The sequence below is a fragment of the Actinomadura sp. NPDC048032 genome, from assembly GCF_040653175.1.
GTDB lineage: Bacteria > Actinomycetota > Actinomycetes > Streptosporangiales > Streptosporangiaceae > Spirillospora > Spirillospora verrucosospora.
Genome location: NZ_JBEZJP010000067.1, coordinates 1 through 25967, shown reverse-complemented (window position 1 = coordinate 25967; position 25967 = coordinate 1). Strand labels below are relative to the sequence as shown.

27 protein-coding genes are annotated in these 25967 nt (G+C 73.0%); 13 read left to right on the top strand and 14 right to left on the bottom strand.

Annotated features, from left to right (window positions below; genetic code table 11):
- The coding region (locus tag AB0C69_RS12380; protein WP_360352943.1) for a hypothetical protein at nucleotides 1-828 on the top strand (828 nt) is incomplete at its 5' end.
- A 123-nt stretch (nucleotides 829-951) separates the two neighbouring features.
- Here AB0C69_RS12380 and AB0C69_RS12375 read toward each other — a convergent pair.
- Nucleotides 952-1776, bottom strand: coding sequence for an NmrA family NAD(P)-binding protein (locus AB0C69_RS12375; protein ID WP_360352941.1), 825 nt, complete (start codon nucleotides 1774-1776; stop codon nucleotides 952-954).
- 172 nt (nucleotides 1777-1948) lie between these two features.
- Between AB0C69_RS12375 and AB0C69_RS12370 the strand changes: the two genes are divergently transcribed.
- From AB0C69_RS12370 to AB0C69_RS12345, 6 genes are all read left to right on the top strand, one after another.
- Entirely contained in the window at nucleotides 1949-2473 is a 525-nt protein-coding gene (locus AB0C69_RS12370; RefSeq protein WP_360352939.1) for an SRPBCC domain-containing protein, read from the top strand.
- A 195-nt stretch (nucleotides 2474-2668) separates the two neighbouring features.
- Nucleotides 2669-3556, top strand: coding sequence for a LysR substrate-binding domain-containing protein (locus AB0C69_RS12365; protein WP_353835021.1), 888 nt, complete (start codon nucleotides 2669-2671; stop codon nucleotides 3554-3556).
- Nucleotides 3557-3693: 137 nt separating this feature from the next.
- Nucleotides 3694-4074, top strand: a complete 381-nt coding sequence (locus tag AB0C69_RS12360; RefSeq protein WP_345187137.1) for a VOC family protein — start codon at nucleotides 3694-3696, stop codon at nucleotides 4072-4074.
- 77 nt (nucleotides 4075-4151) lie between these two features.
- Nucleotides 4152-5645 carry a serine hydrolase domain-containing protein gene (locus AB0C69_RS12355; protein WP_360352936.1) on the top strand — a complete coding sequence of 498 codons (1494 nt, stop codon included), beginning with the start codon at nucleotides 4152-4154 and terminating at the stop codon, nucleotides 5643-5645.
- Between the two features lie 150 nt (nucleotides 5646-5795).
- Nucleotides 5796-6983, top strand: coding sequence for a serine hydrolase domain-containing protein (locus tag AB0C69_RS12350; RefSeq protein ID WP_360352934.1), 1188 nt, complete (start codon nucleotides 5796-5798; stop codon nucleotides 6981-6983).
- Nucleotides 6984-7182: 199 nt separating this feature from the next.
- Complete coding sequence (locus tag AB0C69_RS12345; protein WP_360352932.1) at nucleotides 7183-7785, top strand: dihydrofolate reductase family protein; 603 nt, start codon at nucleotides 7183-7185, stop codon at nucleotides 7783-7785.
- Nucleotides 7786-7957: 172 nt separating this feature from the next.
- Here the strand turns inward: AB0C69_RS12345 and AB0C69_RS12340 are convergent, their stop codons facing one another.
- The 6 genes from AB0C69_RS12340 to AB0C69_RS12315 all read right to left on the bottom strand — a co-directional run bounded on the left by AB0C69_RS12340 (nucleotide 7958) and on the right by AB0C69_RS12315 (nucleotide 12333).
- Nucleotides 7958-8644, bottom strand: coding sequence for a response regulator transcription factor (locus AB0C69_RS12340; RefSeq protein WP_360352930.1), 687 nt, complete (start codon nucleotides 8642-8644; stop codon nucleotides 7958-7960).
- 100 nt (nucleotides 8645-8744) lie between these two features.
- A complete protein-coding gene (locus AB0C69_RS12335; RefSeq protein ID WP_360352928.1) occupies nucleotides 8745-9239 on the bottom strand; it encodes a S26 family signal peptidase in 495 nt (164 codons plus the stop codon).
- Nucleotides 9236-11071, bottom strand: coding sequence for an ABC transporter ATP-binding protein (locus tag AB0C69_RS12330; RefSeq protein ID WP_360352926.1), 1836 nt, complete (start codon nucleotides 11069-11071; stop codon nucleotides 9236-9238). Before AB0C69_RS12330 ends, AB0C69_RS12335 begins: the two co-directional genes overlap by 4 nt.
- Nucleotides 11072-11102: 31 nt before the next feature.
- A complete protein-coding gene (locus AB0C69_RS12325; protein WP_360352924.1) occupies nucleotides 11103-11606 on the bottom strand; it encodes a TlpA disulfide reductase family protein in 504 nt (167 codons plus the stop codon).
- A complete protein-coding gene (locus AB0C69_RS12320; protein WP_360352922.1) occupies nucleotides 11606-12112 on the bottom strand; it encodes a MauE/DoxX family redox-associated membrane protein in 507 nt (168 codons plus the stop codon). Before AB0C69_RS12320 ends, AB0C69_RS12325 begins: the two co-directional genes overlap by 1 nt.
- Nucleotides 12113-12174: 62 nt before the next feature.
- Complete coding sequence (locus AB0C69_RS12315; protein ID WP_360352920.1) at nucleotides 12175-12333, bottom strand: hypothetical protein; 159 nt, start codon at nucleotides 12331-12333, stop codon at nucleotides 12175-12177.
- A gap of 431 nt (nucleotides 12334-12764) precedes the next feature.
- Between AB0C69_RS12315 and AB0C69_RS12310 the strand changes: the two genes are divergently transcribed.
- On the top strand, nucleotides 12765-14474 hold the full coding sequence (locus AB0C69_RS12310; protein ID WP_360352918.1) for an alpha/beta hydrolase: 1710 nt from the start codon (nucleotides 12765-12767) through the stop codon (nucleotides 14472-14474).
- A gap of 62 nt (nucleotides 14475-14536) precedes the next feature.
- Here AB0C69_RS12310 and AB0C69_RS12305 read toward each other — a convergent pair whose 3' ends face one another.
- Complete coding sequence (locus AB0C69_RS12305) at nucleotides 14537-15094, bottom strand: dihydrofolate reductase family protein (protein ID WP_360352916.1); 558 nt, start codon at nucleotides 15092-15094, stop codon at nucleotides 14537-14539.
- 142 nt (nucleotides 15095-15236) lie between these two features.
- Between AB0C69_RS12305 and AB0C69_RS12300 the strand changes: the two genes are divergently transcribed.
- The gene (locus AB0C69_RS12300) at nucleotides 15237-17921 is read left to right on the top strand and encodes a LuxR C-terminal-related transcriptional regulator (RefSeq protein WP_360352914.1); all 2685 of its coding nucleotides are present in this window, start codon (nucleotides 15237-15239) and stop codon (nucleotides 17919-17921) included.
- A 9-nt stretch (nucleotides 17922-17930) separates the two neighbouring features.
- Here the strand turns inward: AB0C69_RS12300 and AB0C69_RS12295 are convergent, their stop codons facing one another.
- Nucleotides 17931-19265 (bottom strand): serine/threonine-protein kinase, encoded by a 1335-nt coding sequence (locus AB0C69_RS12295; protein ID WP_360352912.1) that lies wholly within the window; start codon nucleotides 19263-19265, stop codon nucleotides 17931-17933.
- Nucleotides 19266-19434: 169 nt separating this feature from the next.
- Here AB0C69_RS12295 and AB0C69_RS12290 point away from each other — a divergent pair, with 169 nt between their 5' ends.
- Complete coding sequence (locus AB0C69_RS12290; protein ID WP_360352910.1) at nucleotides 19435-20085, top strand: YoaK family protein; 651 nt, start codon at nucleotides 19435-19437, stop codon at nucleotides 20083-20085.
- Between the two features lie 47 nt (nucleotides 20086-20132).
- Nucleotides 20133-20582: a hypothetical protein gene (locus AB0C69_RS12285; protein ID WP_360352908.1), complete on the top strand. Its 450-nt coding sequence runs from the start codon at nucleotides 20133-20135 to the stop codon at nucleotides 20580-20582.
- Here AB0C69_RS12285 and AB0C69_RS12280 read toward each other — a convergent pair.
- The gene (locus tag AB0C69_RS12280) at nucleotides 20579-21451 is read right to left on the bottom strand and encodes a hypothetical protein (protein WP_360352906.1); all 873 of its coding nucleotides are present in this window, start codon (nucleotides 21449-21451) and stop codon (nucleotides 20579-20581) included. The genes AB0C69_RS12285 and AB0C69_RS12280 overlap by 4 nt on opposite strands.
- Entirely contained in the window at nucleotides 21448-21837 is a 390-nt protein-coding gene (locus AB0C69_RS12275; RefSeq protein WP_353833390.1) for a carboxymuconolactone decarboxylase family protein, read from the bottom strand. Before AB0C69_RS12275 ends, AB0C69_RS12280 begins: the two co-directional genes overlap by 4 nt.
- Nucleotides 21838-21905: 68 nt before the next feature.
- Here AB0C69_RS12275 and AB0C69_RS12270 point away from each other — a divergent pair, with 68 nt between their 5' ends.
- Entirely contained in the window at nucleotides 21906-22478 is a 573-nt protein-coding gene (locus AB0C69_RS12270) for a CGNR zinc finger domain-containing protein (RefSeq protein ID WP_345171728.1), read from the top strand.
- Between the two features lie 110 nt (nucleotides 22479-22588).
- Nucleotides 22589-23395, top strand: a complete 807-nt coding sequence (locus AB0C69_RS12265) for an SDR family oxidoreductase (RefSeq protein WP_360352903.1) — start codon at nucleotides 22589-22591, stop codon at nucleotides 23393-23395.
- Nucleotides 23396-23446: 51 nt separating this feature from the next.
- On the opposite strand, the gene AB0C69_RS12260 is transcribed toward AB0C69_RS12265, so the two are convergent.
- The 3 genes from AB0C69_RS12260 to AB0C69_RS12250 all read right to left on the bottom strand — a co-directional run.
- Nucleotides 23447-24919, bottom strand: a complete 1473-nt coding sequence (locus AB0C69_RS12260; protein ID WP_360352901.1) for a DHA2 family efflux MFS transporter permease subunit — start codon at nucleotides 24917-24919, stop codon at nucleotides 23447-23449.
- A gap of 1 nt (nucleotide 24920) precedes the next feature.
- Nucleotides 24921-25493 (bottom strand): NAD(P)H-dependent oxidoreductase, encoded by a 573-nt coding sequence (locus AB0C69_RS12255; protein ID WP_360352899.1) that lies wholly within the window; start codon nucleotides 25491-25493, stop codon nucleotides 24921-24923.
- Nucleotides 25494-25583: 90 nt separating this feature from the next.
- A partial coding sequence (locus tag AB0C69_RS12250) for a MerR family transcriptional regulator (RefSeq protein ID WP_360352897.1) occupies nucleotides 25584-25967 on the bottom strand: 384 nt, incomplete at its 5' end.

Here is a 25967-nt window from a genome sequence, read left to right as displayed (position 1 = left end):
GCCGCGCCCACCCCCCGCGCGCGAGCCGCGTCCCGGCACTCCTCATCCATCAAGCCGCCCTGCACCGCGACCTACGTCGCGCGGTCACAGGCGGCCGGTTTCTATGAAGGCTCCACTGCGACCCTCCCCGCAGTCAGCGTCCGGCCGGCCACGAAGACCTCACTGTCGGCGACCATGGACGCCTACGGGCGTTTCCGGGCGCAGGGCGGCCTGTACGCGGCCTCCGCCGGCGGAGACGTGAACGGTAAGCAGGTGCTCCTCGAATACTCCCCCAACGGCCGCACCGGCTGGCAGACCGTCCGCCGGATGAAGACCAGCTACGGACAGTTCAGCGCCTCGTTCAACGTGAACAACTCCGGCTACTGGCGGGCTCGCTTCGCCGGGGACACCACCGCGGCCCCCTCCGTCAGTTCCGTGCGCAAGACGTGGCGATGGTCGACCAAGATGTCCAAGCTGAAGGCGTCCTCGACCAAGGTCCGCAAGAACCGCTACATCACCGTCTCCGGGACCCTGAGCCGCTACTACAGCAGCAAGAACCGCTTCGGCGCGTTCCCCGGCCAGAAGGTGCGCATCATCTTCCGGTTCCGCGGCAAGAAGACCTGGTACCACGTCAAGTGGGTGAAGACCAACAGCAAGGGCCGCTACACGGCCAAGGTCCGCGCCTACGGGGACGGCTACTTCGCCGCCACTTTCGCAGGCACCCGCGACACCTGGGCCACCGGCACGCCCAATGACCGCTACGTCAACACCTACGCCGTCCCGTCCCCCGGCGGCCGTTCCGGCCCGCCTCCCGTCACGACCGTTCTCCCGTGGCGAGGCGACCGGTAGCCACCGCGTCAAGCCACGACCACCGCTGACCGGCGGGACGAGACCGACGTCCCTACCTGCGGAAGAAGGCGGCGGGACGGGCGCCACATGCCCGTCCCGCCGCCTTCCCCCGGTGGTCATCGATCAGGAGCGGAAGGCGGCGGCGTTCTCGGCGGACCACTGGGCGAAGCTGCGCGCGTCGCGGCCGGTGATCTCCTTGACGGTCGGGACCACGGTGTAGCCGGCCTCCGGCGTGCTCCCCAGCGCGGTGACGAGGAACTCGATGGTCTCCTCGCCCATGCCGTCGCCGCGCCACTTGGCGCGCGCCTGGTCCACGGTCAGCTCCACGAACCCGACGTCCGTGCCGATGGCCGCGCTCAGGATCGCGACCTTGTCCCTGAGCGTGATCGCCTCGGGGCCGGTGATGGGGAGGGCCTCGCCGCCATGCCCGCCCTCGACCAGCACCGTGGCGGCCACGGCGGCGATGTCGCGCTCGTGCACCAGCGCGCTGAGCCGGTCCCCGAACGGCTCCTTGACGATCCCCTCGGCCTTGATCGTCTGTGCCCACCAGCGCAGCGTGTTGGACATGAACTCGACCGGCTCGAGCAGCGTCCACTCGATGCCGGTGGCGGCCAGAGCCTGCTCCAGCGAACCGTCCGCGCGCCCGCCGAGCACCGTGACCCGCCGCACGCCCGCCTCTGCGGCCAGCTTCACCAGACCGGCGCCGTCGGGCAGGGGCGTGTAGTCGTCACCCGCGAAGTTGATCAGGTGTGCGGCCTCGACGCCGTCGAAGACACCGGTCAGTGAGCCGAGGTCGGCGAGGTCGCCGGCGACGACCTCGACCCCCTCGGGGAAGGCGGCCCGGGCGGGGTTCCTGGTCAGGGCGCGAACCGGCCGCCCCGCCGCGCGGAGCTCCTCGACGACGAAACGTCCGACGGTCCCGGTGGCACCTGTGACGAGGAAGGTCATGATCGAACCCCTAACTTTGCGGAACGGAACGTTCTGCTCCCATAGTAACAGAACGGAACGCTTCATTCCACTGTCGCGACGAGCCTTCGGGGGGTGAGGGGTGGCCTTGCGTGGCTAATGTCATTAGCCTTATGGTTATGGCTAACAGCATTAGCCGAGAGGGAGGGACGTTATGGCCGTCCGCATCGTTCGGATCGCGGGGATCGTGGTCGTCGCCCTCGGCGTCGTCATCGGGAGCCTGTACGGCTGGACCCGGAGCCACCCGCACAAGCTCCGCGCCGAGATCGAGATCAACGCCTCCGCCGCCCAGGTCTGGCAGGTGCTCACCGACTTCCGGGCCTATCCCGAGTGGAACCCGTTCATCCTCAGCGCCGTCGGCGAGCCGAGAAAGGGCGCGAAGCTGGTCAACAAGCTGGCCGGCACGGACGGCGGGAAGGGGATGACCTTCAAGCCGACCGTCCTGGTCGCCGACCCCGGGCACGAACTGCGCTGGATCGGCCGGTTCGGTGTCCCGGGCGTGGTCGACGGCGAGCACTACTTCCTCATCCAGGAGACGGGCCCTGGGCGTGTCAAGCTGACCCAGGGGGAGAACTTCACCGGCTTCCTGGTGCCCTTCGCCGGGAGCGCGATCGACGTCCAGGGCGACTTCGCCGCCATGAACGCCGCGCTCAAGAAGCGCGTCGAGGCTGCGCACTGAGAGAAGACCTCGCCGTGAGCGACCGGCCTGTCCCGCGCCAGGCCACCCCGCGTCGAGCACCTTCAGGGCATGTCCGTAGCGGTGCAGGTGATGTGGCCGGGCAGCGACCGAACGGTCAGCGGGGAGAGCGCCTTCGTCAGGTAATTGCCTTATGTCAAGCTTGTTCCTGCATGCGGCGCGCGAGGCGGGGGGCCTGTGGAACTGCGGGACATCGAGATCTTCCTGACCCTGGCCGAGGAACTGCACTTCGGCCGGACCGCCGAGCGGCTCCACGTCACCACGGCTCGCGTCAGCAAGGCGATCAAGAAGCAGGAACGCGCCATCGGGGCCGAGCTCTTCGCGAGGAACAGCCGCAACGTCCGGCTCACCCCGCTGGGCGAGCAGCTCCGCGACGACCTTCGCGAGCTGCACCAGGGGCTGACGCGGACCCTGGAACGGGCCCGGATGGCCGCGACCGGCAAGACCGGCACGCTGCGGATCGCCCTGTTCCCGGCCAACGTCCAGGAACTCCGCCCGTTCTGGGAGACCTTCCGCGCCCGTCATCCGCAGTGGGACATCCGTCTGCGAATGTCCGCGTACCGGGATCCGTTCACGCAACTGCACCAGGGAGAGGCCGACATCCTGGTCACCTGGTTCCCCGTGGAGGAACCCGGCCTCACCATGGGCCCCCTCATGTTCACCGAGCCGAGAGTGCTGGCCGTGGCCGAGGGCCACCCGCTCACCAGATGGTCCTCGGTCTCTCTGGAGGCGGTCAGCGACTTCGAGCACATCACCGTCGAGCCCGTCCCGGACTACTGGTTCGACCGCTATGTGCCGGAGGTCACCCCCGGGGGCCGCCTGATCAGCCGGACCGCCAACGTGGGCAACATCGAGGACATCTTCGTGAGCGCGGTCCTGGAAGGGACGGTCTCCCTCTTCCCGGCCCACGTGGCCAGGTACTACCCCCGCCCCGACATCGCCTACCTGCCCGTCAGGGACATGGAGGCGCTGCCGTTCGGGCCGGTGTGGCACGGCGCCGCGGAGAACGACATGATCCGCGCCTTCGCCCGGGTCGTCCGCGACCTCGGACCGCTGTCCGGCTGAGACCGTCAACCCCAGGGGCAACGAACCGTTGCCGCAACCGCCGTTGATCGCGGCGGCCTCCCCGGCCGATGCTTGCTCCGTCCGAAGAATCCCTATGCCGGGAGCGAGTCCCCCATGCATCTTCCTGGCCTCCCGAGATGAACGTCGTCTCGTCGACGGTGTTCCTGACCGTCGTCGATCCGCGCGCCTCCAGCCGGTTCTTCACTTCCCATCTGGGATTCCGCGAGGTCCTGGCCGGCGAGGACTTCGTGGGGCTGGGACGCGACGACGCGGCCGTGGACCTCGTCCTGGAGCTGTTCGATCCTGAGCTGCGTCCGCCCGGGCGGGGGCTGGCCGACGTGGTCGTGTCATTCGCGGTCACCGGCCTCGCGGCCGAGCACGAGCGGCTGCGGAGCGAGGGGGCGACCATCGTGGCCCCGCTCCAGCTGGCCCCCTGGGGTGAGCTCCGCCTTCGGCTGGCCGACCCCAACGGGGTGATCGTCCAGCTCACCGAATGGCTGCCTCCCGCAGGAGCCTGACCCCTTTCGACAGCCCTCTCAGCGGCCGCCTCGACCGGGCGGCCGAATTCCGCCATGCGTTCAGAGGAAGAATCCACATGACCATCACCCTCACCGACCGGGAAAAGAGCGTTCTGCGGACCGCCGCCTACGGCGCCGTTTCGCTGATGGCCGCCGCCGCCGGTTCGCCGGGCAAGGCCGCCGCCCAGGGCTCCCTCAGCCTGACCACCGCGACCGGGCCGGTCGGGCACGTGCTCGCCGGGAAGACGAAGGACATCCGGCTCGACGGCAAGTCCGTGGCCGAGCTGGCCGACCGCGTGCTGCCCGCCCTCACGGAGGCCGTGAGCCTGCTGCGGCGGGCCCCGGAGGAGGCCGGCGACTTCCGCCGCACCGTCTCCGTCGCCGTCGACGCCGCCGCCCGCGCCCACAGGGGCGAGCCCGGCCCCGCCGCGGCCGAGATGGCCCGCAAGATCAACGAAGCGCTCGACGCCGGGACGGCCGACCGGGAGCGTCCGGAGCTGCAAAAGATCATCCAGGAGATCGTCGACTCGGGCCTCACCGGGGTGACGCTGCGGGTGAACGACGAACGGGGCGAGTGGGTCGGCGCCGCCGGGCTGAGCGAGCTGGGCGGGGACACGCCGCCGCCGGTCGACGGGCACGTCCGGATCGGCAGCAACACCAAGACGTTCACCGCGGTCGTGGTGCTCAAGCTGGTGGCCGAGGGCACGGTCGGACTGGACGCCCCGGTGGCCGGCTACCTGCCCGAGTTCGACCTGGACCGGCGGATCACGGTGCGGATGCTGTTGCAGCACACCAGCGGGATCTTCAACTTCACCGGCGAGTACTACGACGACGGCACGTTCGCGCCGGGCATCCCCGCCACCCCCGCGGGCAAGGAGTGGGTGGACAACCGGTTCCACACCTACCGGCCAGAAGAGCTGGTACGCCTGGCGCTGTCCAAGCCGGCGCGGTTCGAGCCGGGCACCGACTGGAGCTATGCCAACACCAACTACGTGCTGGCCCGGCTGCTGATCGAGAAGGTCACCGGCCGACCGGTGGCCGAGGAGATGCAGCGGCTGGTCCTGGGGCCGCTCGGCCTGTCGGGCACCGTCCAGCCGAGCAGCGCGACCGACATCCCCGAGCCGCACGCGCACGCCTACTACCGGTACGAGGAGGACGGCCGGCCCCAGACGGTCGACGTCACCCGCCACAACCCGTCCTGGATCTCCAGCGGCGGCGACATGATCTCCACCAGCCGCGATCTGGCCACGTTCATCTCCGCGCTGGCCGGGGGCCGGTTGCTGCCGGCCGACCTGCTGGCCGAGATGTGCACGCCCGAGTCCAAGGCCGGCTACGGCCTGGGCGTCTTCGTGCAGCCGGTGCCGGGCGGCGGCACGGTCATCACCCACAACGGCGGTATGGCGGGCCACGCGGCCCTGATGTACAGCTCGCCCGACGGCGGCACGACGCTGACCGCCACGCTGAACTACGTCGATGACGCCGCCATGTCCATGGGCGCGGCGTTCCAGGAGGCGACACAGCGCCTGGTCGCCGAGGTGTTCGGCAACGGCCAGGCCGGACCGGCTCGATAACCGGGCCGCGCACCAGACCCCGAAACGGACCTACCGGTGGGCGAACCGACGGGGCCACGCGGCCGCTCACCGGCGTCCGGCCCCCACTCCGCAGTGAAACGAGGAACGTTGAGAATCCAACCCCCACCAGCGACCAAGGCCCTGCGGCGAGTGGCCGTCACAGCATTGGCCGCCGCGCTGATGGCCGGGGCGGTCAGCCCCGCTCCGGCCGGCGCGCATGGCGGCGTGGCCGGGCCGACGGCCGCTGCCAGGCAGGACCGCTCGCAGTTGCAGAAGGCCATGCAGGCGTTCGTCGACGCCGGTTTCACCGGGATACAGCTGCGCGTGCGCGATGCGCGGGGCGAGTGGGTCGCCAGTGCCGGAGTGCGCAAGCTTGGTGCGGCCGCCAAGCCGCCGACCAACGGGCGGTTCTGGACGGGCAGCGTCGTCAAGACCTTCTCCGCGACCCTGATGCTGCAGCTGGTGGCCGAGGGGAAGGTCGGCCTGGACGACCCGGTGGCCGGCTACCTGCCGGACCTCGGCCTGGATCGGCGGATCACGGTGCGGATGCTGCTGCAGCACACCAGCGGCCTGTTCAACTACACCGGCGAGTACTACGACGACGGCACGTTCGTGCCGGGGATTCCCGCCACCGGCGACGCATGGCTGAACAACCGGTTCCGCAGCTACCGGCCAGAAGAGCTGGTACGCCTGGCGCTGTCCAAGCCGGCGCGGTTCGAGCCGGGGACGGACCAGAACTACTCCAACACCAACTACACGCTCGCCCTGCTGCTGATCGAGAAGGTCGCCGGCCGCTCCTACGCCGAACTGCTGCAGCGGCGGATCCTGCGGCCGCTCGGGATGTCGGCCACCATGGTCGCGGGCAACCGGACGGAGCTGCCCGGGCCGCACGCCCACGCTTACTACAGCTACCAGGGCAAGACGGTCGACATCTCCCGGCAGAACCTGTCCTTGCTGGTCGGTGCGGGCGACCTGATCTCCACCACCCAGGATCTGTCCGCGTTCTTCTCCGCGCTGAACCGGGGCAGGCTTCTGCCGGCCGAGCTGCTGGCCGAGATGCGCCGGCCGTACGGGGAGCTCAGCTACGGGCTCGGGGTGTTCGCCGAGGACATGGGCCCGAAATGCGGCACCGTCTACCAGCACAACGGCAGCCCGCCCCACGGCTACGGCGCGCTGATGTACAGCTCGCCCGACGGCAAGACGACCCTGACCGGCTCGGTGACCTGGGTCGACTCAGCCACCCGGGGACCGGTGAAGGACTTCGAGAAGCTGCTGGACACGCTCGTCAAGGAAGTGTTCTGCGGCACGCCCGCCGACCGGACCAAGCCGACGCGGTGAACGAGGGCGGGGTTCCGGCAAGAAACGGTGGGGCCCGATGGGTTCACGACCACCACGCGGGCGTTCGAGTTCCGCGTCGGCGGGGAGTGGGACTTCGTGATGAACGGGCCGGACGGCGCGACGCCTGTGTCACCGGAAGCCGTCGGAAGCGCGCGGAGGGCTCATGGCCGGGAGGGAGAACCACTGAATGGAGCACATGATGTCGGATACCACCTGCCATATGTCGATCTCGCTGGACGGCTTCGTCGCCGGACCCGACCAGAGCCGCGAGGACCCCTTGGGGAAGCGGGGGCGGGAGTTGCACGGCTGGCACATCGGCGACCCGCGGGCCAACGACGCGGACGAGATCGCGAAAGGGTGGCTGATGCGCCCGAGGGGCGCGTACGTCATGGGCCGCAACATGTTCGGCCCGATCCGCGGAGACTGGGACGAGGACTGGTCGGGCTGGTGGGGCCCCGAACCGCCCTATCACGCGCCGGTGTTCGTCATGACCCACCACCCCCGCGATCCGATCCCGATGGCCGGGGGGACGACGTTCCACTTCGTCACCGATGGCTTCGACGCGGCGTACGCCGCGGCGCGCCAGGCCGCGGGTGACAAGGGCGTGGACATCGCGGGCGGCGCCTCGACCGTTCGGCAGGCACTGGCGGCCGGCGTGATCGACGAACTCACCCTCGACATCGCGCCCGTGCTGCTCGGTGCGGGCGAGCGGATCTTCGAGGGGGTCGAGTTCGACTTCGAGCCCGTCGAGGTGCTCCACTCCCCGCTGACCACCCACATCCGCTACCGCCACATCGGCTGACCACGGAAAGGCTGGCACCGAAACGGCGCGTCCACTGGATCGAGGACTGGGACTACTCCCACTATGTCGGCACGGCCGGCGGCGGCATCCACTGCGTCACCAACGTGCAGCGCAATCTGAGCGGCACCATGCCCTGGTGGCGCCCCGCTCGATGAGCCCCGGGGGTGGGCGTCTATCCGTTCAGGCCGTCGGGGCCGGCGGCGGTGTCGATCCGGTAGCCGACGCCGGGCACCGTGGCGATGAGCCATGGTTCGCCGAGGCGTTTGCGCAGGGCGGAGACGGTGATGCGGACGGCGTTGGTGAACGGGTCGGCGTTGGCGTCCCAGGCCCTTTCCAGGAGCTCCTCGGCGCTGACGACACCGCCCTCGGCGGCGGCGAGGACTTCGAGGACGGCGAACTGCTTGCGGGTGAGGGCGACGTAGCGCCCGTCGCGGAAGACCTCCCGGCGGAAGGGGTCCAGCCGCAGGCCCGCGATCTCGTGGACCGGGGGGCGGGCGTGCGCGCGCCTGCGGTCCAGCGCGCGCAGCCGCATGACGAGCTCCCGGAGCTCGAACGGTTTGGTGAGGTAGTCGTCGGCGCCGAGCTCGAACCCCGAGGCCTTGTCGTCGATGCGGTCGGCGGCGGTGAGCATGAGGATCGGGATGCCGCTGCCGGAGGCGACGATCCGCCGGGCGACCTCGTCGCCGGAGGGGCCGGGGATGTCGCGGTCCAGGACCGCGAGGTCGTAGGAGTTCACGCCGAGCAGCTCCAGGGCGGAGTCGCCGTCCCCGGCGATGTCGGCGGCGATCGCCTCCAGCCGCAGCCCGTCGCGGACGGCTTCGGCCAGGTAGGGCTCGTCCTCCACGATCAGCACGCGCATACCCGAAGACTAGGCGGCACGGCATATCGCCGGCATATGCAACTCGCGCGCGTCCACGCCGGTCGTGCGGGAGGCCGTCCGGAGTGGGGAGGCCGCGCGGTCAGGGCGTGGGGAGCCTGCGGACGGCCACGCCGATGAATTGATCGGCGCGGACGAACCCGTAGTCGCGGGAATCCCAGCTGGTGGCCGCGTTGTCGCCCAGCACGACGAGGGCGCCCGGCGGGACGGTCTCCTCCCGCGCCTCCCGCAGGGACGGCACCCGGTCCACCGGCACGGGATCGCCGGCGACGGCGATCGCCCGCTTGACGAGCAGGAGCCCGTCCGGGTGGTCCCGCACGACCGGAACCTCCTCGTCCGGGGCGGGGCCGGGCTCGTCCGGGGGCGGCGCGTCCAGCGTCGGCGGCCGGATCCGCACCACCACGATCTGGCCCGCGCGCACCCGCCGGGTCCGGCGGACGAGGAGCCGGTCGCCGGAGTGGAGCGCCGGCTCCATGCTGGGCCCGTCGACCGTGGTGACCAGGTACCGCAGGCGCACCCACACGGTGAGGGCGCCGACCGCCAGGAGCACGCCCGCCGTGGCGGCGAGCCACGTCACGCGAGGTCCTCGGAGGGCTGCGGGGTCTCCTGGTATCCGGCCGCCTGGAGGCGGAACAGGCGGGCGTAGCGTCCGTCCGCCGCCATCAGCGACTCGTGGGTGCCGAGCTCGGCCACGCGGCCCTCGTCGAGGATCGCGATGAGGCCGGCGTCCCGGACGGCGCTGAGCCGGTGCGAGATCAGCAGGCTGGTCCGGCCGGACCGGTGGAGGCGCATCTGGGCGTGGACCTCGTGCTCGGCCTCGGGGTCGAGGCCGGAGCTGGGCTCGTCCAGGATCATCAGGTCCCGGCCGTCGCGGACGAAGGCGCGGGCCAGCGCGAGGCGCTGCCACTGGCCGCCGGACAGCACCACCCCGGTGCCGGCGTCCTCCTTGTCGGCCTCCGAGAAGAACATCCGGGTCAGCAGGGTGTCGTAGCCGTTCGGCAGCCCGGCGAGCTTGTCGTGGACGCCCGCCCTGGCGGCCGCGTCCTGGACCGCCTCCGGCCGGTCGAGCGTCCGGAGGTCGCCGACCGCGATGTTCTCCCGCGCGGTCATGTCGTAGTTCATGTGGTCCTGGAACACCGCGCTGATGCGCTCGCGCAGCGCGTGAGGCGGGATGTCGCGGAGGTCGACGCCGTCCCACAGGATCCGCCCGCGGGTCGGGTCGTACATGCGGCAGAGCAGCTTGACCAGGGTGCTCTTGCCCGCGCCGTTCAGGCCGACCAGCGCGACGGCCCGGCCGTGCGGGATCGTCAGGTCGACGCCGCGCAGGACCCACGGATGATCGTCGCTGTAGCGGAACCACACGTCCTGGAACTCGACGCCCCGCCGCAGCGCCGGGGCGTCGCCCGTGGCGGCGCTCGGCAGGTCCGGCTCCGCGCGGGTCACGGCGACGTAGTGCGTGAACACGAGCAGGCGGCCGTGGGCGGTGGCGATCGAGGACGTCAGCAGGCTCAGGGCGGTCTGCACGCCGGCGACCGCGGCGACGAACATGGTGACGTCCCCGGCGCTGAGCGTCCCGTGCCGCGCCGCCGCGATCGCCCACCACAGGCCGCCGCCCGCCACCGCGCCGCTCAGCGCGGTCAGGCCGCCCTGGACGGCCAGCTCGCGCCGGCTCATCCGCTGCTCGGCCCGGTTGCCGCGTACGCGTTCGGACATCATCCGGGCGCGCAGGAAGGCGCCGATGCCGAACAGCCGGATCTCGGTGGCCGCCTCCACGTCCGTCAGCAGGCCGCTGTAGAAGTACTCGCGGCGGTGGGTCCGCTCGGTCGCCCACTGCATGGCCGCCCGGCTCCGCGACAGCAGGAGCTCGGCGACCAGCGCCGGGACGGCGGACAGCAGCACCAGCCCCGTCATCGACGGGCTGATCACCAGCAGCGAGACGAGGAAGCCGGCGAGGGACAGCGCGCCGCGGGCGGTGCCGCAGACGGCATCGACCAGGAATCCCGCGCTGGCGGACGCCTCCTGCGCCAGGCGCAGCCGGTCGAGGAAGACGGGGTCCTCGAACCGCCGCAGCCCGACCTGGCGTTCCGTCGCGGCGAACAGCCGGTCGGTCGCGAGGACTCCGGCGGCCCGGCCGGCCTGGTCGCGCAGGTACGTGCCGATCCCGGGCAGGGCGGCGGCGGCCAGCCCGGCGGCCACCAGGGCGGCGGCCGGGCCCGCGACCGGGTCCTGCGTCATCGTCAGCCGGTCGAGCACCGTCTTCATCAGCCAGGCGGTCGCGATCGGCGCGGCGGCCTCGGCGAGGGTGACCAGCAGGTAGCCGGACACGCCGCCGGGCGCCGACCGCCAGATGAGGGCGGCCGCCTCGGTCGCGGCGGCGGCCAGTCCGCGGACGTGGGCGCGCCCTCTCATGCGTCCGGCCCCCGCCCCGCGCCCGGCGCCCTCACGCCGGGGATTCGATGGGCAGGTCCTCCAGGCGCCCGCCCGCGGCCACCACCCGCTGCCCGCCGTCGACGAGGTAGATCGCCGGCGTCCAGGTGTTCTGGAAGGCGCCGCTCACGGCGCCGTCGTGCTCCTCGACGACGAGGCGGACCGCCGGCGACAGGACCGCGACCAGCTCGGGGTCGTCACCGGACACCACCGCGAGCCGGGGCAGGCCCGTCGCGAGTCCCGCGAAGCGCGGAGCCAGCTCGTGGCAGGGCGCGCAGCCCGCGGAGAAGAAGGCGACCAGCCCGAGGAGGTCCGCCCGCGAGACCGGCTCGCCCTCGGTGGTGGTCGCGGTGAAGTCGCCGACCCGCGAGCCGGGCTTGAGCGCCATCGGCGGGCCCGCGTGCCCCGGCTCCGCGCCGTCGTGCCCGCGCAGCCTGCGGATCAGGGCGAGGGTGAGGACGAGGTTGAAGGCGGACAGCAGCCCGACGAGGACGACGGCGGCGGTGAGGTAGGGCATCAGGGGTTCCTCGCGAACAGCTCGACGATGTCGTCGAGGGAGACGATCAGCACCGCTCCGGCCAGCCCGGCCGCGGCGGCCACCGCGACTCCGCCCGCGGGCGGCAGGCCCCCGGGGGACAGGGCACCGAGCACGGCGCAGGTGAGGAGCACTCCGTTGCGGGCGAGATGGCGCGGGCCGAGCGGAGCGCTGGACGGGCCGAAGCAGCGGCAGGGGGTGCGGCGTCCGCGCCGGAGCGCCGCCGCGACGGCCGCGGTGAAGGCGGCCAGCAGCACGGCGGCGAGCCCGAAGCCGAAGGGGGCGGTCACCTGTGCGACCAGCAGCGGCGGCACCAGCGCCTCGAGCGCGGTGGTGGCGATCGCCAGCGGCCGGGCGCGGCCGGGCCACGCGGGCACCAGCGCGGGGACGGACCTGGCGAAGCCGTCGAGGTCGCGGAGTTTGGATACCGCCGACACGGCGAAGACCAGCCCGACCAGGCAGGCGCAGCCGATCCGCACGAGTTCCATCCGCACTCCTCAGGAGCATCCGCGGGCGGCGTCGCGCCGCCGCCCGCGGGGGAGTTCCACGGTCAGCCGCAGGCGCCGATCACGTAGTGGCGGCACTGGCCGTCACAGCAGACCTTCTTGTAGTAGATGGACTGCGAGCAGTAGTAGTACGTCTTGCAGGCGGCGGACGCGGTGGCCTTGGGGGCCACGCGCGCCAGCAGGCGGTCGACGAGACGGCTCATGCTTGTCTCCTCTCCCCGGCCGTTCGCGGCCGTGGGCGGTGATCATGATTCGGACCAACCGGATTACAGCACACTGAGCGCCGCGATTCCGCCAAAAAAGATCATTTCTCTCGCTGGCGTGTTCGGCCTGGCCAGGCCCGGGGTCCGGCGGGATCCGCCGGTGTTCCGCCGCACCGTGCGGTCCGCCCTCGGGGATGAGCGTCAATCCGTCCGCGGGGTGATCTTCCGGAGCGGAGACCCGGTCCGGCGGTGGATCACGGGGACAAGTGGCGCATTCGAGAATCAGTGGACCAATCCGTGCAACTGCGCGGGAGAGGCATCGATCCCCACGGATCGACCCCCACGAAGGGAACCTCATGCGTCTCCGACACAGGATTCTCGCGACGGGCGTAGCCGGCGCGGTGCTCCTGCCGGCTTTAACGGCCACCGCCTTGGCCGCCCCGGGCGACACGACGAGCCCGGTCGAGAAGGCGCGCGTCGACCGCGTGCCCACCCCGAAACTCGCCTGGTACAAGTGCTACGACTACGCGGAATGCGCGACCGTCCGGCTGCCCTTGGACTACGACGATCCCAAGGGCGCGACGACCGAGATCGCGCTGCTGAAAGTGAAGGCGCGCAACGCCAAGAAGCGGATCGGAAGCCTCTTCGTCAACCCGGGCGGGCCCGGCGGCCAGGGCACCGCGATCGCGTACCAGTCGCCCTACTTCCTCGGCGCTGACGTCCTCGACCGCTTCGACGTCGTCGGCTTCGACCCGCGCGGCATCGGCTTCAGCTCCAACGTCGCCTGCTTCAAGTCCACCAGGGACCAGACGCTCGCGCTGGCGGGGATGGGCGTCGCGTTCCCGGTCGGTGCGAAGCAGGAGGCGGCCTACGTCAAGTCGGCCAAGGCGGTCGGCAAGGGCTGCTCGACGACCGGGAAGAAGCTGGCGGGTGCGATGTCGACCGCCGAGGCGGCGCGCGACATGGACGTCCTGCGCCGCGCGGTCGGCGACAAGAAGCTGTCCTACCTGGGCTTCAGCTACGGCACGGCGCTCGGCCAGTACTACGCGAACATGTTCCCCGACCGGCTGCGCGCCGTGGTCGTGGACGGGGTCATCAACCCCGTCTCCTGGGTCGGCACCCCCAAGACCGCGAACCGGATACTGGACGACCGGCTGCGGTCCGCCGACGGCGCCTACAAGGCGCTGCGGGAGATCCTCGTCCGCTGCGGCAAGGCGGGCAAGGCGAAGTGCCAGTTCGCGCAGTACGGGGACCCCGTCAAGAACTTCGACGTCCTCGCCAAGCGGCTGAGGGCGAAGCCCGCCGACGTCGAAGGCGAGAAGGTCACCTACGCCGACTTCGTCGGCGCGGCCCTCGGCTGGCTGTACGACCCGGGAGGCTACGAGGTCATCGACGCCATGGCCACCGACCTGTGGAAGGCGACCTCGCCCGCGTCGTCGGCGGCGCAGGCCGCCAAGGCGCGCAAGGCCCTCGCCGCCCGCATCGCGGAGCGCCGGGCCGAGGTCGCGCGGCAGAAGGAGGCGGCGGAGAAGGTCTCGGCCAAGGACTTCCCCTACGACAACGGCCTTGAGGCGTTCAGCGGCGTCACCTGCACCGACGGCCTGCACCCGAAGAAGGCGGGGAGCTGGCCGGCGCTGACGGCGGCGTCCGACAAGAGGGCGCCCTACTTCGGGCGCGCGTGGGGCTGGGGCAGCGTCCAGTGCGCCCGTGACGCCTGGAAGGTCCGCGACGAGGACGCCTACACGGGGCCCTTCAACCGGCGGACGAACGCCCCCGTCCTGTTCGTGGGCAACTACTACGACCCGGCCACGAACTACAACGACGCCGTCTCGTCCAGCAAGCTGCTGCCCAACAGCCGCCTGCTGTCCAGCAACAGCTGGGGGCACACCGCCTACGGCACTTCGGAGTGCGTGACGAAGGCGGTCGACGGCTACCTCGTCGGCGGGAAGCTGCCGCCCGCGGGCAAGGTGTGCGTCGGCGACACCCAGCCGTTCGCCGACAGCTCCGAATCGGCGCCCCAGACCAGGGGCCCGGCGGACGCGAGCGCGATGGCGCCCCAGGCGGCCGCCACCGGCAACGGCACGAAGCTGCCGCCGGTGGCCACGCGGGTCCCCACGTCCATCCTGCTCGGAACGCGGTAAGCGAGGTCCTCCCCGCCCAGGGGAAAGGCAGGCCCCCGGCGCCAGCGGTGCCGGGGGCCTTGTCAGGCCCGGCCGGCGGACGGCTTCACCCGGTACGACAGCAACACGATGCCGGAGTCGAACGTCCGTGTCTCGATGACGTCGAGCATGGCGCGGGTGTCCTGCCGGAAGAGCAGGCCCTCCTCGTCGGCCTTCCCGAGGAAGAACGGGTGGACCCAGAGGCGGAGTTCGTCGAGCAGTCCGTGCCGCATCAGGGTGTGGGAGAGACGGCCGAACCCGTACAGGAGGATGTCCCCGCCGGGCTGCTCCTTCAGGCGGGAGATCTCCCCGACCACGTCGCCGCCGATGATGACGGAGTTGTCCCAGTCGGCCTGTTCGAGCGTGGACGAGACGACGTACTTCGTCACCGCGTTCATCTTGTCGGTGTAGGGGTCGCCGGACCGCCCCTTCCAGACCGAGGCGAAACTGTCGTAGGTGTGCCGGCCCAGGAGGACGCCGTCGCAACCGAGCAGCAGCTCGGTCTGCGCGCCGGAGTCGCCGCCCCCGAGGGACGGCCAGTCCTGCGGGTCCTGGATGACACCGTCGATCGAGACGAACATGGAGTTGATGACGCGTCGCAAGGGGTTCTCCGATCCGGACGTGTGGGGTTGACCGCCGTATGCCCGCAAGTCTCCGGGGAGCGTCCTGCCAGGACATCCGTGCCGCCACGGAGACGGCACGGAAGCCGCCACCGGAGTTCTCCGGATCCGTGAGACTGGCGTGATGACCCCCCAGCGTCCGGTCCAGGCGTCCAAGCGTGAGGCGGAGGTCCTCGCGGCGCTCGCCGAGCGGCTGTCGAACGTCCAGATCGCGGGCAGGCTCCACATCTCGGTGCGGACGGTCGAGAGCCACATCTCCTCGCTCCTGCGCAAGTACGGCGTGACCGACCGCTGGGAGCTGGCGGAGGAGGCGCGGCGCCGCACGCCCCAGCCGGGGCACATCGCCGGCCTGCCGGCCGCGCGGACCACGTTCCTCGGGCGAGGCGAGGAGATCGCGACGGTGCTCGCCCTGCTGGAGAGGGAGCGGCTGGTGACCCTCCTCGGCCCAGGCGGGATCGGCAAGACGCGGCTCGCGGCGGTGGCCGCCGGGGCGGCGGCGCCCGCGTTCCCGCTCGGCGGTGCGTTCGTCGACCTCGTGCCGGTCGCCGGCGCGTTCGTCGCGCAGGCGGTGGCGTCCGCGCTCGGCGTGACCGAGCGCCCCGGGCAGGCACTGGAGGACGTCATCGTCCGCCGCCTCGCGAGGGGCCGGACGCTGCTGGTCCTGGACAACTGCGAGCATCTCCTCGACGACGCCGCCGGCTTCGTCGAGCGGCTGCTGTCGGCGTGCCCCACCGTGACCGTCCTGGCCACCGGGCGCGAGCGCATCGGCGTGCAGGGCGAGCGCACCGTTCTCGTCCCGCCCCTTCCGGCGGACTCCGATGCCGGACGGCTGTTCCTGGACCGCGCCGAGGCGGCCGACCCGGGGTTCACCGCCGCGCGTGCGGACGTCGCCGAGATCTGCCGCCGGCTGGACGGGATGCCGCTCGCGATCGAGCTCGCGGCGGCGCGCGGCGCGTCCCTCGGGGCGACGGGGCTGCTGACGGCGCTGGAGGACGTGCTGCGGCTGCTGACCGGCGGCCGGGGGGCGGTCGAGCGGCACCGGTCCCTGCGCGCGGTCATCCGCTGGAGCCACGACCTGCTGACCGAGGACGAGCGGGAGCTGTTCGAGTGCCTGTCGGTGTTCGTCGGCGGGTTCGACCTCGCGGCCGTGGGCGCCGTCGTCCCCGGCCTCGGCGCGGGCGCGGCCGCCGACCTGCTCGGGCGGCTGGTCGACAAGAGCCTCGTCGTCCGGGCCGCGGAGGGGCGCTGGCGCATGCTGGAGACGGTCCGCGCGTTCGCCGCGGAGCGGCTGGCCGCCGGTGCCGCGCAGGGGGCCGTCCGCGAGCGGTACCTGCGGTGGGCCGCGGACACCGCCGCCGGGCTGGAGCAGCGGATGGACGGCGATTGGCGCGGCCGCTTCGACTCCGTCGCCGACGATCTGCGCGCGGCCCTCGCGGGCGCGCCGCCGGGCCGGGCGGACGTGCCGCACCGCCTCGCCCGCTCCCTGGGGCATCTCACCTATGCCCGCCGGTTCCTCCACGAGGCCCCCGGCCACTACCGGGAGGCGGCCCGGCGGGCGCCGACGCCGGACGAGGCGGCGCTCGACCTGCGGGACGCCGCGGACGCCGCACACGCCCTGATCGAGACCGGCCGGGCCTTCGACCTCCTGCTGGAATCGGCGGAGCAGTCCCGCAGGGCGGGCGACGGCGACGGGGAGGCCGCCACCCTCGCGTTCGCCGTGGTGACCGCCGAGCGGCACCCTTCCGGGTTCGACGCCGAGATCCCTCCCGAGCGCCTGCGGGCCCTGCTGGCACGGGCCCGCGCGGCCGGGGACCTCCGCGACCGGGTCGTGGCCGCGCACCTCGCCGCCGCGAGGGCGTGGAGCCACGGCACCGAGAAGGTCACCCCGGACCCGTTCCTCGCCGCGGCCGCGCGTTCCGCCGCCCGGGCCACCGGCGATCCGGTGCTGCTGTCGGCCGCGCTGGACGCGTCCGGCATCGCCGCCCTGACCGCGGGCAGGTTCAGGGAGGCGCACCGGATCGCCACCGAACGCGTCGGCCTGCTCCCGGCGATGCCGCGCGACGTCCCCTACCCCGCCCCGGAGATCACGGACACCTACCACATGGCCACGGCCTGCGCCGTCGCGGCCGGTGACCTGCGCGCGGCGCTGTCGGCGGCCCGGCTCGCCGCGTCCGACGACCTCATCGGCGACCGGTCACCGGTCGCGATGGCGACCCTCGTCCAGGCACTGGTCCTCATGGGCGACCTCGACGAGGCGCTGTTCCACGCGGACACGCTGTGGGAGGCCTGCGAGGACGCCGGAAGCCCGCTCGCGTGGACGGCGCCGTCGGTCGCCGCCGTCGCCCTGGCCCACGGACTTCTCGGCGACGAGGACGGCCTCCGGCTGTGGCGCGACCGCGCGGAGCGGATCGCCGGGGATGCCCGGTCCCGCTATCTGGCGTCCTACGCGGCGTTCGTCGACGCCCGGACCGCCCTGCGGGCCGTGCGGGCCGAGGACGCTCCAGTGCTGGTGGAGCGGGCGTTCGCCCCGTTCCCGCCCCAGGACTGGTACCGGGGGTACGCCCGTGCGGCGGGGGCCGAACTCGCCGTCGCCGCCGGCCTGCCCGACGCACCGGAGCGCCTGGCAGCCGCGTCGGACGCCGCCCCGGAGAACGCATGGGCCGCCGCCTGCCTGGCCCGTGCCTCCGGGCTCCTCCACCGCGACATCGATGAGCTCACCGGCTCGGCCCGGTCGTGGGAAGGCATCGGAGCCCGCCACGAACACGCCTTCACTCTCGACCTGATCGAAGAGCTGCGCCCCCGCCGCTGAGCCGCCGTGTCAGCCGACCTCGAGCTGCAGGACGACGTCCTGCATCGGGTCGCCGACCGCGATGACCCGCACGTTGGAGATCCTGGGGGCGGTGTTGGTGGTGACCGCCATCGTCCAGACCGCCTGGTTCGCGGACGCGACGGGCGGGCCGACGCTGGAGACGGAGCGGACCCTCGCCAGCCAGTGGGCGACGACCTGGACGGTCGATGCGAGGGTCGATGGGGAACCGGCGCAGAATTGCGGGCAACCGGAGTAGACGAGGCGGGCCCGGTCCGCGTCGACCTTCTGCTCCTTCTTCAAAGTGAATCCGGAAGGCGCCCCGATGGTGGCCGCGTCTTTCTTGTTGGCCGCGTAGGCGGAGTCTCCTCGCAATGCGTACGTGAGACCCGTGCCCGCGACGGCGAGCACCGCGAGGAGCGCCACCGCGATCAGGACCGCGCGTTTGGGGTGGCCGGGCGCCGGTGGCAGAGGCCTGGTGGGAGGGGCCGGCGGGGACGGGGGCGCCTCCGCGGCCGGGCGAGGCGGGGCGGAGGCGACGCGGCTCAGCATGGCCCGGAGAGCGGCGGTGTCCGGACGCCCGGCGGGGTCCTTGTCGAGCAGCCGCTCCACGACGGGCTGGAGCGGCCCCGCGTTGCTCATCGGGGAAGGGGCCTCCGTGGCGATGGCGACCAGGACGGCGCCGGTGGCGGAGCCGGCGAAGGGCGGACGGCCCTCGACCGCGTTGTACAGCGTCGCACCGAGCGCCCACAGATCCGTGGCGGCGGTGGCGGGCTGCCCGCGGACCTGCTCGGGCGCCATGAACGCCGGTGTGCCCAGCAGCGCGCCCGAGCGGGTGAGCGCGGTCTCGCCCTCCACCGCGGCGATCCCGAAGTCGGTCAGCAGGGCCCGTTCGCCCTCCAGCAGCACGTTGGCGGGCTTGAGGTCGCGGTGGACGATCCCGGCCCGGTGCGCCGCCGCCAGAGCGTCGAGGATCTGGAGGCCGAGCGCCGCCGCGCGATCCGGTGCCAGCGTGCCCTCCCGCGCGAGGAGATCGGCCAGGGAGCGCCCCGGCACGAGCTCCATGATGATCCACGGCTGGCCGTCCTCGGAGACCACCAGGTCGTGGACCGTGACGATGCCGGGGTGGCGCAGCCGGGCGGCCGCGCGCGCCTCGCGGTCCAGCCGCGCCGTCCAGGACGCCCGCTGCTCGGAGTCCAGTTCGGGGGGCAGCCGCAGCTGCTTGGCGGCCACCTCCCGTCCGAGCCGCGTGTCATGGGCGCGCCAGACCGTGCCCATGCCGCCCTGGCCCAGCGGTTCGATCAGCCGGTACCGGTCCAGCAACACCCGTCCGAGATCATCAGCCACGGCAGGACCGTACTCCGGATGGCGGCGTGCTCTCCATGCCCGCCCTTGGCCGGCATGAGAGGACGCCCGCGCCCCGTTCCTTTCCGTGACACGCCCCGGGTGGCTCGCGGGGTGCCGGCGCGAGGGTTGCGAGAATGCGTGCGTGCCTGAACCCCGAGGTCAAGGGCCCTTGCCGTCCTTGCTCGCGCTGCTCACGATCATGACCGGGCTGGTGGACTCGGTCAGTTTCCTGGAGCTCGGCAACGTCTTCGTCGCGAACATGACCGGGAACATCATCTTTCTCGGGCTGGGGCTGGGCGGCAGCGGGACGGAGATCATGCTGGCCGCGCTGTCGACGGGGTTCTTCTGCGCCGGCGCGGTCGTGGGCGGTCGCGTCGCCTTCCCCCGGCCGGCGCACCGGGGCCGGCTGCTGGGCGCGGCCACGGCGGTGCAGGCGGTCGCGCTCGCCGCCGCCGCGGTGATCGTGGCGAACCTCGGTCACCGCTCCGACTCCGGCCGCCTCGCGACGATCGCCGTCCTCGCCGTCTCGATGGGCTGGCAGTACGCGATCGTCCGGCGGCTGGAGGTGCCCGACCTCAGGACGGTCGTGGTCACCACGACCCTCACCGCGCTGGTCGGCGAGCGCGGGCAGCACGGTGCGGCCCTCGCGCGCAGGGGCCTCTCGATCGCGGCTCTGCTGCTGGGCGCGGCCATCGGCGCCCTGCTCATCCGGCACGTCTCGGTGTCGGCCCCCCTGTGGTGCGCGGCCGTCCTGCTGGTGGTCGTCGCCGTCGCGTCCTTCCTCGCCGCGCGGCGGCCGGACGCCCGGAACTGGGCCTGACCGGCGGGGCCAGGTGGGAGGACGCGGATGCTGGGTAGCGCGACCGCATGGACAGAATCACGCGCGGGCTGACCGCCGGGGCGGCCGGGACCACCGCCCTGAACATGGTGACCTATCTCGATATGGCGGTTCGGGGACGGCCCGCCAGCAGCACGCCGGAGAAGAGCGTGGAGAAGCTGGCCGACGTCGTCGGGTTCGCTCTGGGCGAGGGCGAGGAGGCCGAGAACCGCAAGGCCGGGCTCGGGCCGATGCTCGGCTTCGGCACCGGACTCGGCGCGGGGCTGCTCTACGGCCTGCTCGCCGGACGCCGGCGCTTCCCCCGGCCGGCCGGGACCGCCGTGCTGACGGGGCTGGCGATGGCCGGGTCGACCGCCCCGATGACCGTTCTCGGCCTGACCGACCCCAGGAAGTGGTCGGTGTCGGACTGGGCGTCGGACGTCGTGCCCCACCTGGCGTACGGCGCGGTGGCGGCCCTCGTCTACGAGGCTCTGAACTAGGGCCAGGGCGCGGCGAACGCCCTGGCCGGGTTCGTGACGAAGACGGCCGTCGCCGCCTCGCGGCCCAGTTGCCGCTCGACGCGCGGGCGCAGGGCGCGGAGCGTGTGGGGGACGCCCAGTTCCGCGCGTGCGCTCGCCGTCGTCGTGTCGCCTCCGAGCAGGAGCCGGTCGGTGTGCCCCGCTTCGGCGAGCGCGGCGAGCGACTCGAACAGGTGCCAGTCGGTGGCGTGGTGGGCGCGGGACGGGCCGTCGAACGCCAGGTAGGCGCCCGATTCGGCGGCGCGGCGGTGGACCCACGGGTCGGGAGAGCGGTTGAGGTGGCCGAGGATCACCCGGTCCGGCGGCACGCCGAGGGCGTCGCAGAGCAGGTCGAGGACGTCGAGGGCCGAGGTCCCCTGCTCCAGGTGGACGCCGATGGGGGCGCCGGTCGCGTTCGACGCCTCGGCCGCCGCGGTCATGACGCGCCGGGCGCGGGCGTCCAGGCCGTGGAAGGCCGTGGCGACCTTGATCATGCCCGCCCGGCCGCGGGTCAGCTCGTCGACGAAGAGGTCGGCGGGCCGGACGCTCTCCAGCGGGTCGGCGTCGTAGTGGGCGGCCTGGTGCAGGCCGGTGGCGGCGATGACGTGGACGCCCGTGGCGCGGGAGACGTCCGCGAGGTCGTCGATGCGGCGTCCCATCCCGTGGGGGGTCCACTGGGCGACCGCCCCGCCGCCGAGGCGGGCGAAGGCGCGCAGCTGGGCGGCGGCCGCGGCGGGGTCGTCGAGTTCCTCGCCCGGCAGCCGGGGCGAGCGGATGAAGAGGTGGTCGTGGGCGTCGCACACGCCGAGGTCGGCGGGGGCGATGTCGCCGAGGACCGTTCTGATCCTCACAGTTCCGCCGCCGCCACGCGCAGGCCGGCCAGGGTCTTCGGGACGCCGATGTAGGGCGCGAGGTGGACGAGCGCCTCGACGATCTCCTCGCGGGCCATGCCGAGCCGCAGGCAGGTCCGCACATGCCCGGCGAGCTGCGGATCCACGCCGCCCATCGCGGTGAGGGCGGCGAGGTTGAGCAGCTGCCGGTCGCGCAGCGACAGGCCGTCGCGCTGGTAGGTGCCGCCGAACAGGCTCGTGACGATCCAGTCGGGGAAGCCCGGCGCGAGGTCGTCGAGGCCGGGGAGGGCGGCGTTCTGGGTGGCCTCGTCCTGGAGGACGTCCAGCAGCCGGTAGGCCGCGTCGCGGTCGGGGCGGCTGGGGGTGAGGTGCTCGGCGAGCGACATGGGATCTCCTCTGTAACGCTTGGGTCGTTACAGTAGCACCGTAACGGGTCGAGCGTTACTCTTGAGCCATGAAGGGTGATCCGTCGGCGTTCCGGCTCGACTGCGGTGCGACCTGGCTGAACCTGCTCGCCACGCGCGGCCGCGCCTTCGGCGCGCGGTCGGTCGAGCGCCTTCCCGATCCCGGCCGGTTCGCCGAGTGGCTGGACCTGTGCGAACTCGCCCCGGTCCGGCCGCCCGACCGGGACGATCTGGACCGGGCGCTCCTCCTGCGCGAGCTGCTCCGTCCCATCGCCCTCGCGACCGTGGACGGGCGCCCGCCGGACGAGGACGACGTGCGGAGCCTCGCCGGCTACCTCGCGGAGGAGGACCCGGTCGCCCTCTCGGTCGACGGGCGGATCACCCGGTCCGCGCCCCCGACCGCGGGGGCGGCGCTGGGGCGCATCGCGCGGCAGGCCGTCGACCACCTGACCGGCCCCGGACGGAGCGATCTCAAGGTCTGCCCCGAGGACGACTGCCGCGGTGTCTTCGTCGACACGGCCGGCCGCCGGCGCTGGTGCCCGTCCCCTGCCTGCGCGAGCCGCGGCCGGGTGCGCGCCCTGCGCGCGCGCCGCGCGGCCGAGGCGAAGACCCGAAACGCCTAGTCTCCGGGCGGCGAGCACGCGCTCTCCGGTGCAACCGCTGGGGACGGAGTGGGGTTCAGAGGGCGAGGCGCGTCCGGGATGGGCGCGCCCGCCTTATGAGAGGGGAACCCATGGACCTGAGGCTCGACGGGCGCGTCGCGATCGTCACCGGGGCGTCGAAGGGGATCGGGGCGGCCGTCACGCGCACCCTGCTGGACGAGGGCGCCCGCGTGGTCGCCGTGTCCCGCAAGCCGGGCGGGGAGCTGGAAGAGCTCGCCGGGCCGAACCTGCTGCACGTGCCCGCCGACCTGATGGACGCCGACGCTCCGGCGCAGGTCGTGGCGCGGGCGGTCGAGGAGTTCGGCCGGCTCGACATCCTGGTCAACAACGCGGGCGGTCCGCCGCCCGGCGCGACGCTGCCCCGGTTCGGTTTCCTGACCCCGTCGGACGACGACTGGCGCGAGATGTTCGAGTTCAACCTGTTCGCGGTGGTCCGCGCGGTGCGGGCGGCGATGCCGCACCTGCTGGAGAGCGACGCGGCGTCGATCGTGAACGTCTCGTCGGGGAACGGGCGGCGTCCCGGGCCGATGAACTACGACTACAACGCGGCGAAGGCGGCGCTGAACAACCTGACGAAGGGGCTGTCGGAGGAGTTCGCGCCGCAGGGCGTCCGGGTGAACTCGGTGTCGCCGGGCCCGGTCCGGACGCCGTGGTGGACGGACGAGGGCGGCGCCGCGGACATCATCGCCGGGGCCATGGGCTCCGACCGCGACGCGGTGCTGGACGGCGGCGCGGCCCAGATGATGAGCCTCACGACCGGCCGTCTGGCCGCGCCGCAGGAGGTCGCGGACGTGGTCGTGCTTCTGGCCTCCCCGCGCTCGGCGAGCACGACCGGGGCCGACTTCGCCGTCGACTCCGGCTTCCTCAAGGAGGTCTGAGCCCGGCCGGAGGAGCGCCGCCCCCGGCCCGGAGGGCCGGGGGCCGGCGCCTCAGCCGGCGGGGCGGCGCGGCAGCAGCAGGGCCGGGACCAGGGCGAGGGCCAGCATGCCCGCCGCGAGCAGGTAGGTGTGCTGGAACGCCTCCGCCAGCGGCCCGGCCACCGCCCGGCGCCCGTCCGGGCCCAGCCGGTGGACGGCCTGGAGCGCGCCGCCCCGCTCGTCCGGCACCAGGCCGCGCATCAGCGACGACAGCAGGACCGACGCCGTCGCCGTCCCGATCGCGGCCGACATCGTGTTGATCAGGTTGACCGTCGCGCTGGCCGCCGGGGCCCGGTCGCGGGCGATGCCGCGGGTCGCCGCCGTCATCGCGGGCATCATCGTCGCGCCGCCGCCCGCGCCCATCAGCAGCATCGTGGCGCACAGCCCCCAGTAGGGCGCGTCCGCGTCGAGCTGGACGGCGAACAGCGCGAACCCGGTGAGTGCCGTCGCGACCGACACCGGGACGAGCCGCCCGGGCGGCACCCGGTCGGCGATCCGGCCGGCGACCTGCATCGCCGTCCCGGAACCGAGCGCGAACGGGATGCCGAGCACCCCCGCCATCGTCGCGCTCTCACCCCGCACGACCTGCAGGTACAGCGGGAGCAGCAGCATCGAGCCGAAGTAGCCGAACGCGAACAGGGTCAGCGTGCCGGTCGCGGCGGCGAACGTCCGGTCCCGGAAGGCGCGCAGGTCGATCAGCGGATGCCGGGCCGTCAGCGCCCGGACGACGAACGCGGCGATCAGCACCCCGCCCGCGGCCATCGGCGCCACGACGCCGGGCGAGCCGAACGCGCCGCGGTCGCCGCCCGTCGTCACGCCGTACAGCACGGCGGCGATGCCGGGCGAGAGCGTCAGCAGGCCGGGGAGGTCCAGCGGCTTCGCCTCCGCCGGGGCGTCGCGCGGGAAGAGCCGCGCCGCCAGCGCCACCACGGCCGCCGCGACGGGCAGGTTCACGAAGAACATCCACCGCCACGACACCTCGTCGATCAGCCAGCCGCCGAGGACGGGCCCGGCGAGCGGGCCGACGAGGATCGCCAGGCCGAGGGTGCTCATCAGCCGGCCGAGCCGCTCGGGCCCGGCGGCGCGCAGCAGGATCGTCATGCCGACCGGCATCACCAGCCCGCCGCTGAACCCCTGCACGACCCGGAACGCGATCAGCGACTCGATGTTCCAGGCGAGCCCGGCGAGCAGCGACCCGGCCCCGAACGCCGCGATCGCGCCCAGGTACAGCCGGCGGGCGCCGAACCGCCCGACCGCCCAGGCGCTGGACGGGATCACCGCGCCGAGTGCCAGCGAGTACCCGGTCGCCACCCACTGGATCGTGCCGAGGGGCGCGCGGAACTCCTGCGACAGCCGGTCGACGGCGACGTTCACGACCGTGGTGTCCAGCGTGATCATGATGGAGCCGAGGACGAGCACCAGCACGACCGCCATCGGGTCCGGCGCCGTCCGGCCCCGCGGCGGGGCCTCGGCCGTCGCGGTCACCTCAGCCTCCGTACGGGCGGGCGGCCCGGGCGTCGCGCAGCGCGTGCCCCCACCAGGCGAGCTGGTCGAGCATCCCCTTGACCGCGCCGGACGCCCCCTCGGGGTCGTTCGGCAGGCCGTCGTTCCCGAACCAGTTCCACGGGTGGTGGAAGCTGACGGTGTCGCGGACCGTCACGGCGTGCAGTTCGGCGAAGACGCCCCGCAGGTGCTCGACGGACCGCAGCCCGCCGGCCAGCCCGCCGTACGAGACGAACGCGACGGGCTTGGCCCGCCACTCGTGGAAGTGGGTGTCGATCAGGTTCTTCAGCGTGCCGGGGAAGCTGTGGTTGTACTCGCAGGTCACCACGACGTAGGCGTCGGCCTCGTGCAGCGTCCGGGTCACGCGCGCGAACCCCTCGGACGGCGGCGCCCCCAGCGCGGCGGGCGGCGGCTCCTCCGCGACGTCGACCACGTCGACGGTGAGGTCGTCGCGCTCCCCGGCCCGCTCGGCGAACCAGGTGCCCACGGTCGGCCCGAACCGTCCCTCGCGCGTGCTCCCGATGATGATCGCGACGCGCAGCGGTTCCTCGGTCATACGGTCTCTCCCTCGAAGTCGCGGCTTGGTGACGCGATCGAAGCTACGGAGACCGCCGCCGGGGGCTCATCCGTCAGATGACTGGGGGCCCTACCTGTCCGCCGGTTCGCCGATCCGGGCGGCGAGCGCGTCGCGCAGCTCCGTCAGCCGGGCGATCTCGGCGTCGAGGGCGGCGAGGCGGCGCCGGGCGACCCCGGTGCTCGTCGTGCAGCCGGGGCCGCCGTAGGGCGGGAGCGCGTCGCCGTCCAGGAGGTCGAGCCGGTCGGCGCAGCCGCGGATGTCCTCGACGGTCAGCCCGAGGGACAGCAGGCGGCGGATGGTCAGCACCCGGGCCACCTCGCGGGGCCCGTACCGCCGCTGCCCGCCGGAGGTGCGGGACGGCGGCGGCAGGAGGCCGCGCTGCTCGTAGAACCGCAGGGCCCGCGGGGTGGTCCCCGCCGCCGCGGCGGCGTCGCCGATCCGCATGTGGTCTCC

What these genes read in the sequence shown, in the direction of transcription:
- AB0C69_RS12345 (WP_360352932.1), top strand. Translation starts at nt 7,183, where the DNA reads ATGTCGGATACCACCTGCCATATGTCGATCTCGCTGGACGGCTTCGTC.
- AB0C69_RS12255 (WP_360352899.1), bottom strand. Translation starts at nt 25,493, where the DNA reads ATGACCGAGGAACCGCTGCGCGTCGCGATCATCATCGGGAGCACGCGC.
- AB0C69_RS12320 (WP_360352922.1), bottom strand. Translation starts at nt 12,112, where the DNA reads ATGGAACTCGTGCGGATCGGCTGCGCCTGCCTGGTCGGGCTGGTCTTC.
- AB0C69_RS12355 (WP_360352936.1), top strand. Translation starts at nt 4,152, where the DNA reads ATGACCATCACCCTCACCGACCGGGAAAAGAGCGTTCTGCGGACCGCC.
- AB0C69_RS12270 (WP_345171728.1), top strand. Translation starts at nt 21,906, where the DNA reads ATGAAGGGTGATCCGTCGGCGTTCCGGCTCGACTGCGGTGCGACCTGG.
- AB0C69_RS12370 (WP_360352939.1), top strand. Translation starts at nt 1,949, where the DNA reads ATGGCCGTCCGCATCGTTCGGATCGCGGGGATCGTGGTCGTCGCCCTC.
- AB0C69_RS12300 (WP_360352914.1), top strand. Translation starts at nt 15,237, where the DNA reads ATGACCCCCCAGCGTCCGGTCCAGGCGTCCAAGCGTGAGGCGGAGGTC.
- AB0C69_RS12375 (WP_360352941.1), bottom strand. Translation starts at nt 1,776, where the DNA reads ATGACCTTCCTCGTCACAGGTGCCACCGGGACCGTCGGACGTTTCGTC.
- AB0C69_RS12315 (WP_360352920.1), bottom strand. Translation starts at nt 12,333, where the DNA reads ATGAGCCGTCTCGTCGACCGCCTGCTGGCGCGCGTGGCCCCCAAGGCC.
- AB0C69_RS12325 (WP_360352924.1), bottom strand. Translation starts at nt 11,606, where the DNA reads ATGCCCTACCTCACCGCCGCCGTCGTCCTCGTCGGGCTGCTGTCCGCC.
- AB0C69_RS12275 (WP_353833390.1), bottom strand. Translation starts at nt 21,837, where the DNA reads ATGTCGCTCGCCGAGCACCTCACCCCCAGCCGCCCCGACCGCGACGCG.
- AB0C69_RS12265 (WP_360352903.1), top strand. Translation starts at nt 22,589, where the DNA reads ATGGACCTGAGGCTCGACGGGCGCGTCGCGATCGTCACCGGGGCGTCG.
- AB0C69_RS12285 (WP_360352908.1), top strand. Translation starts at nt 20,133, where the DNA reads ATGGACAGAATCACGCGCGGGCTGACCGCCGGGGCGGCCGGGACCACC.
- AB0C69_RS12360 (WP_345187137.1), top strand. Translation starts at nt 3,694, where the DNA reads ATGAACGTCGTCTCGTCGACGGTGTTCCTGACCGTCGTCGATCCGCGC.
- AB0C69_RS12330 (WP_360352926.1), bottom strand. Translation starts at nt 11,071, where the DNA reads ATGAGAGGGCGCGCCCACGTCCGCGGACTGGCCGCCGCCGCGACCGAG.
- AB0C69_RS12340 (WP_360352930.1), bottom strand. Translation starts at nt 8,644, where the DNA reads ATGCGCGTGCTGATCGTGGAGGACGAGCCCTACCTGGCCGAAGCCGTC.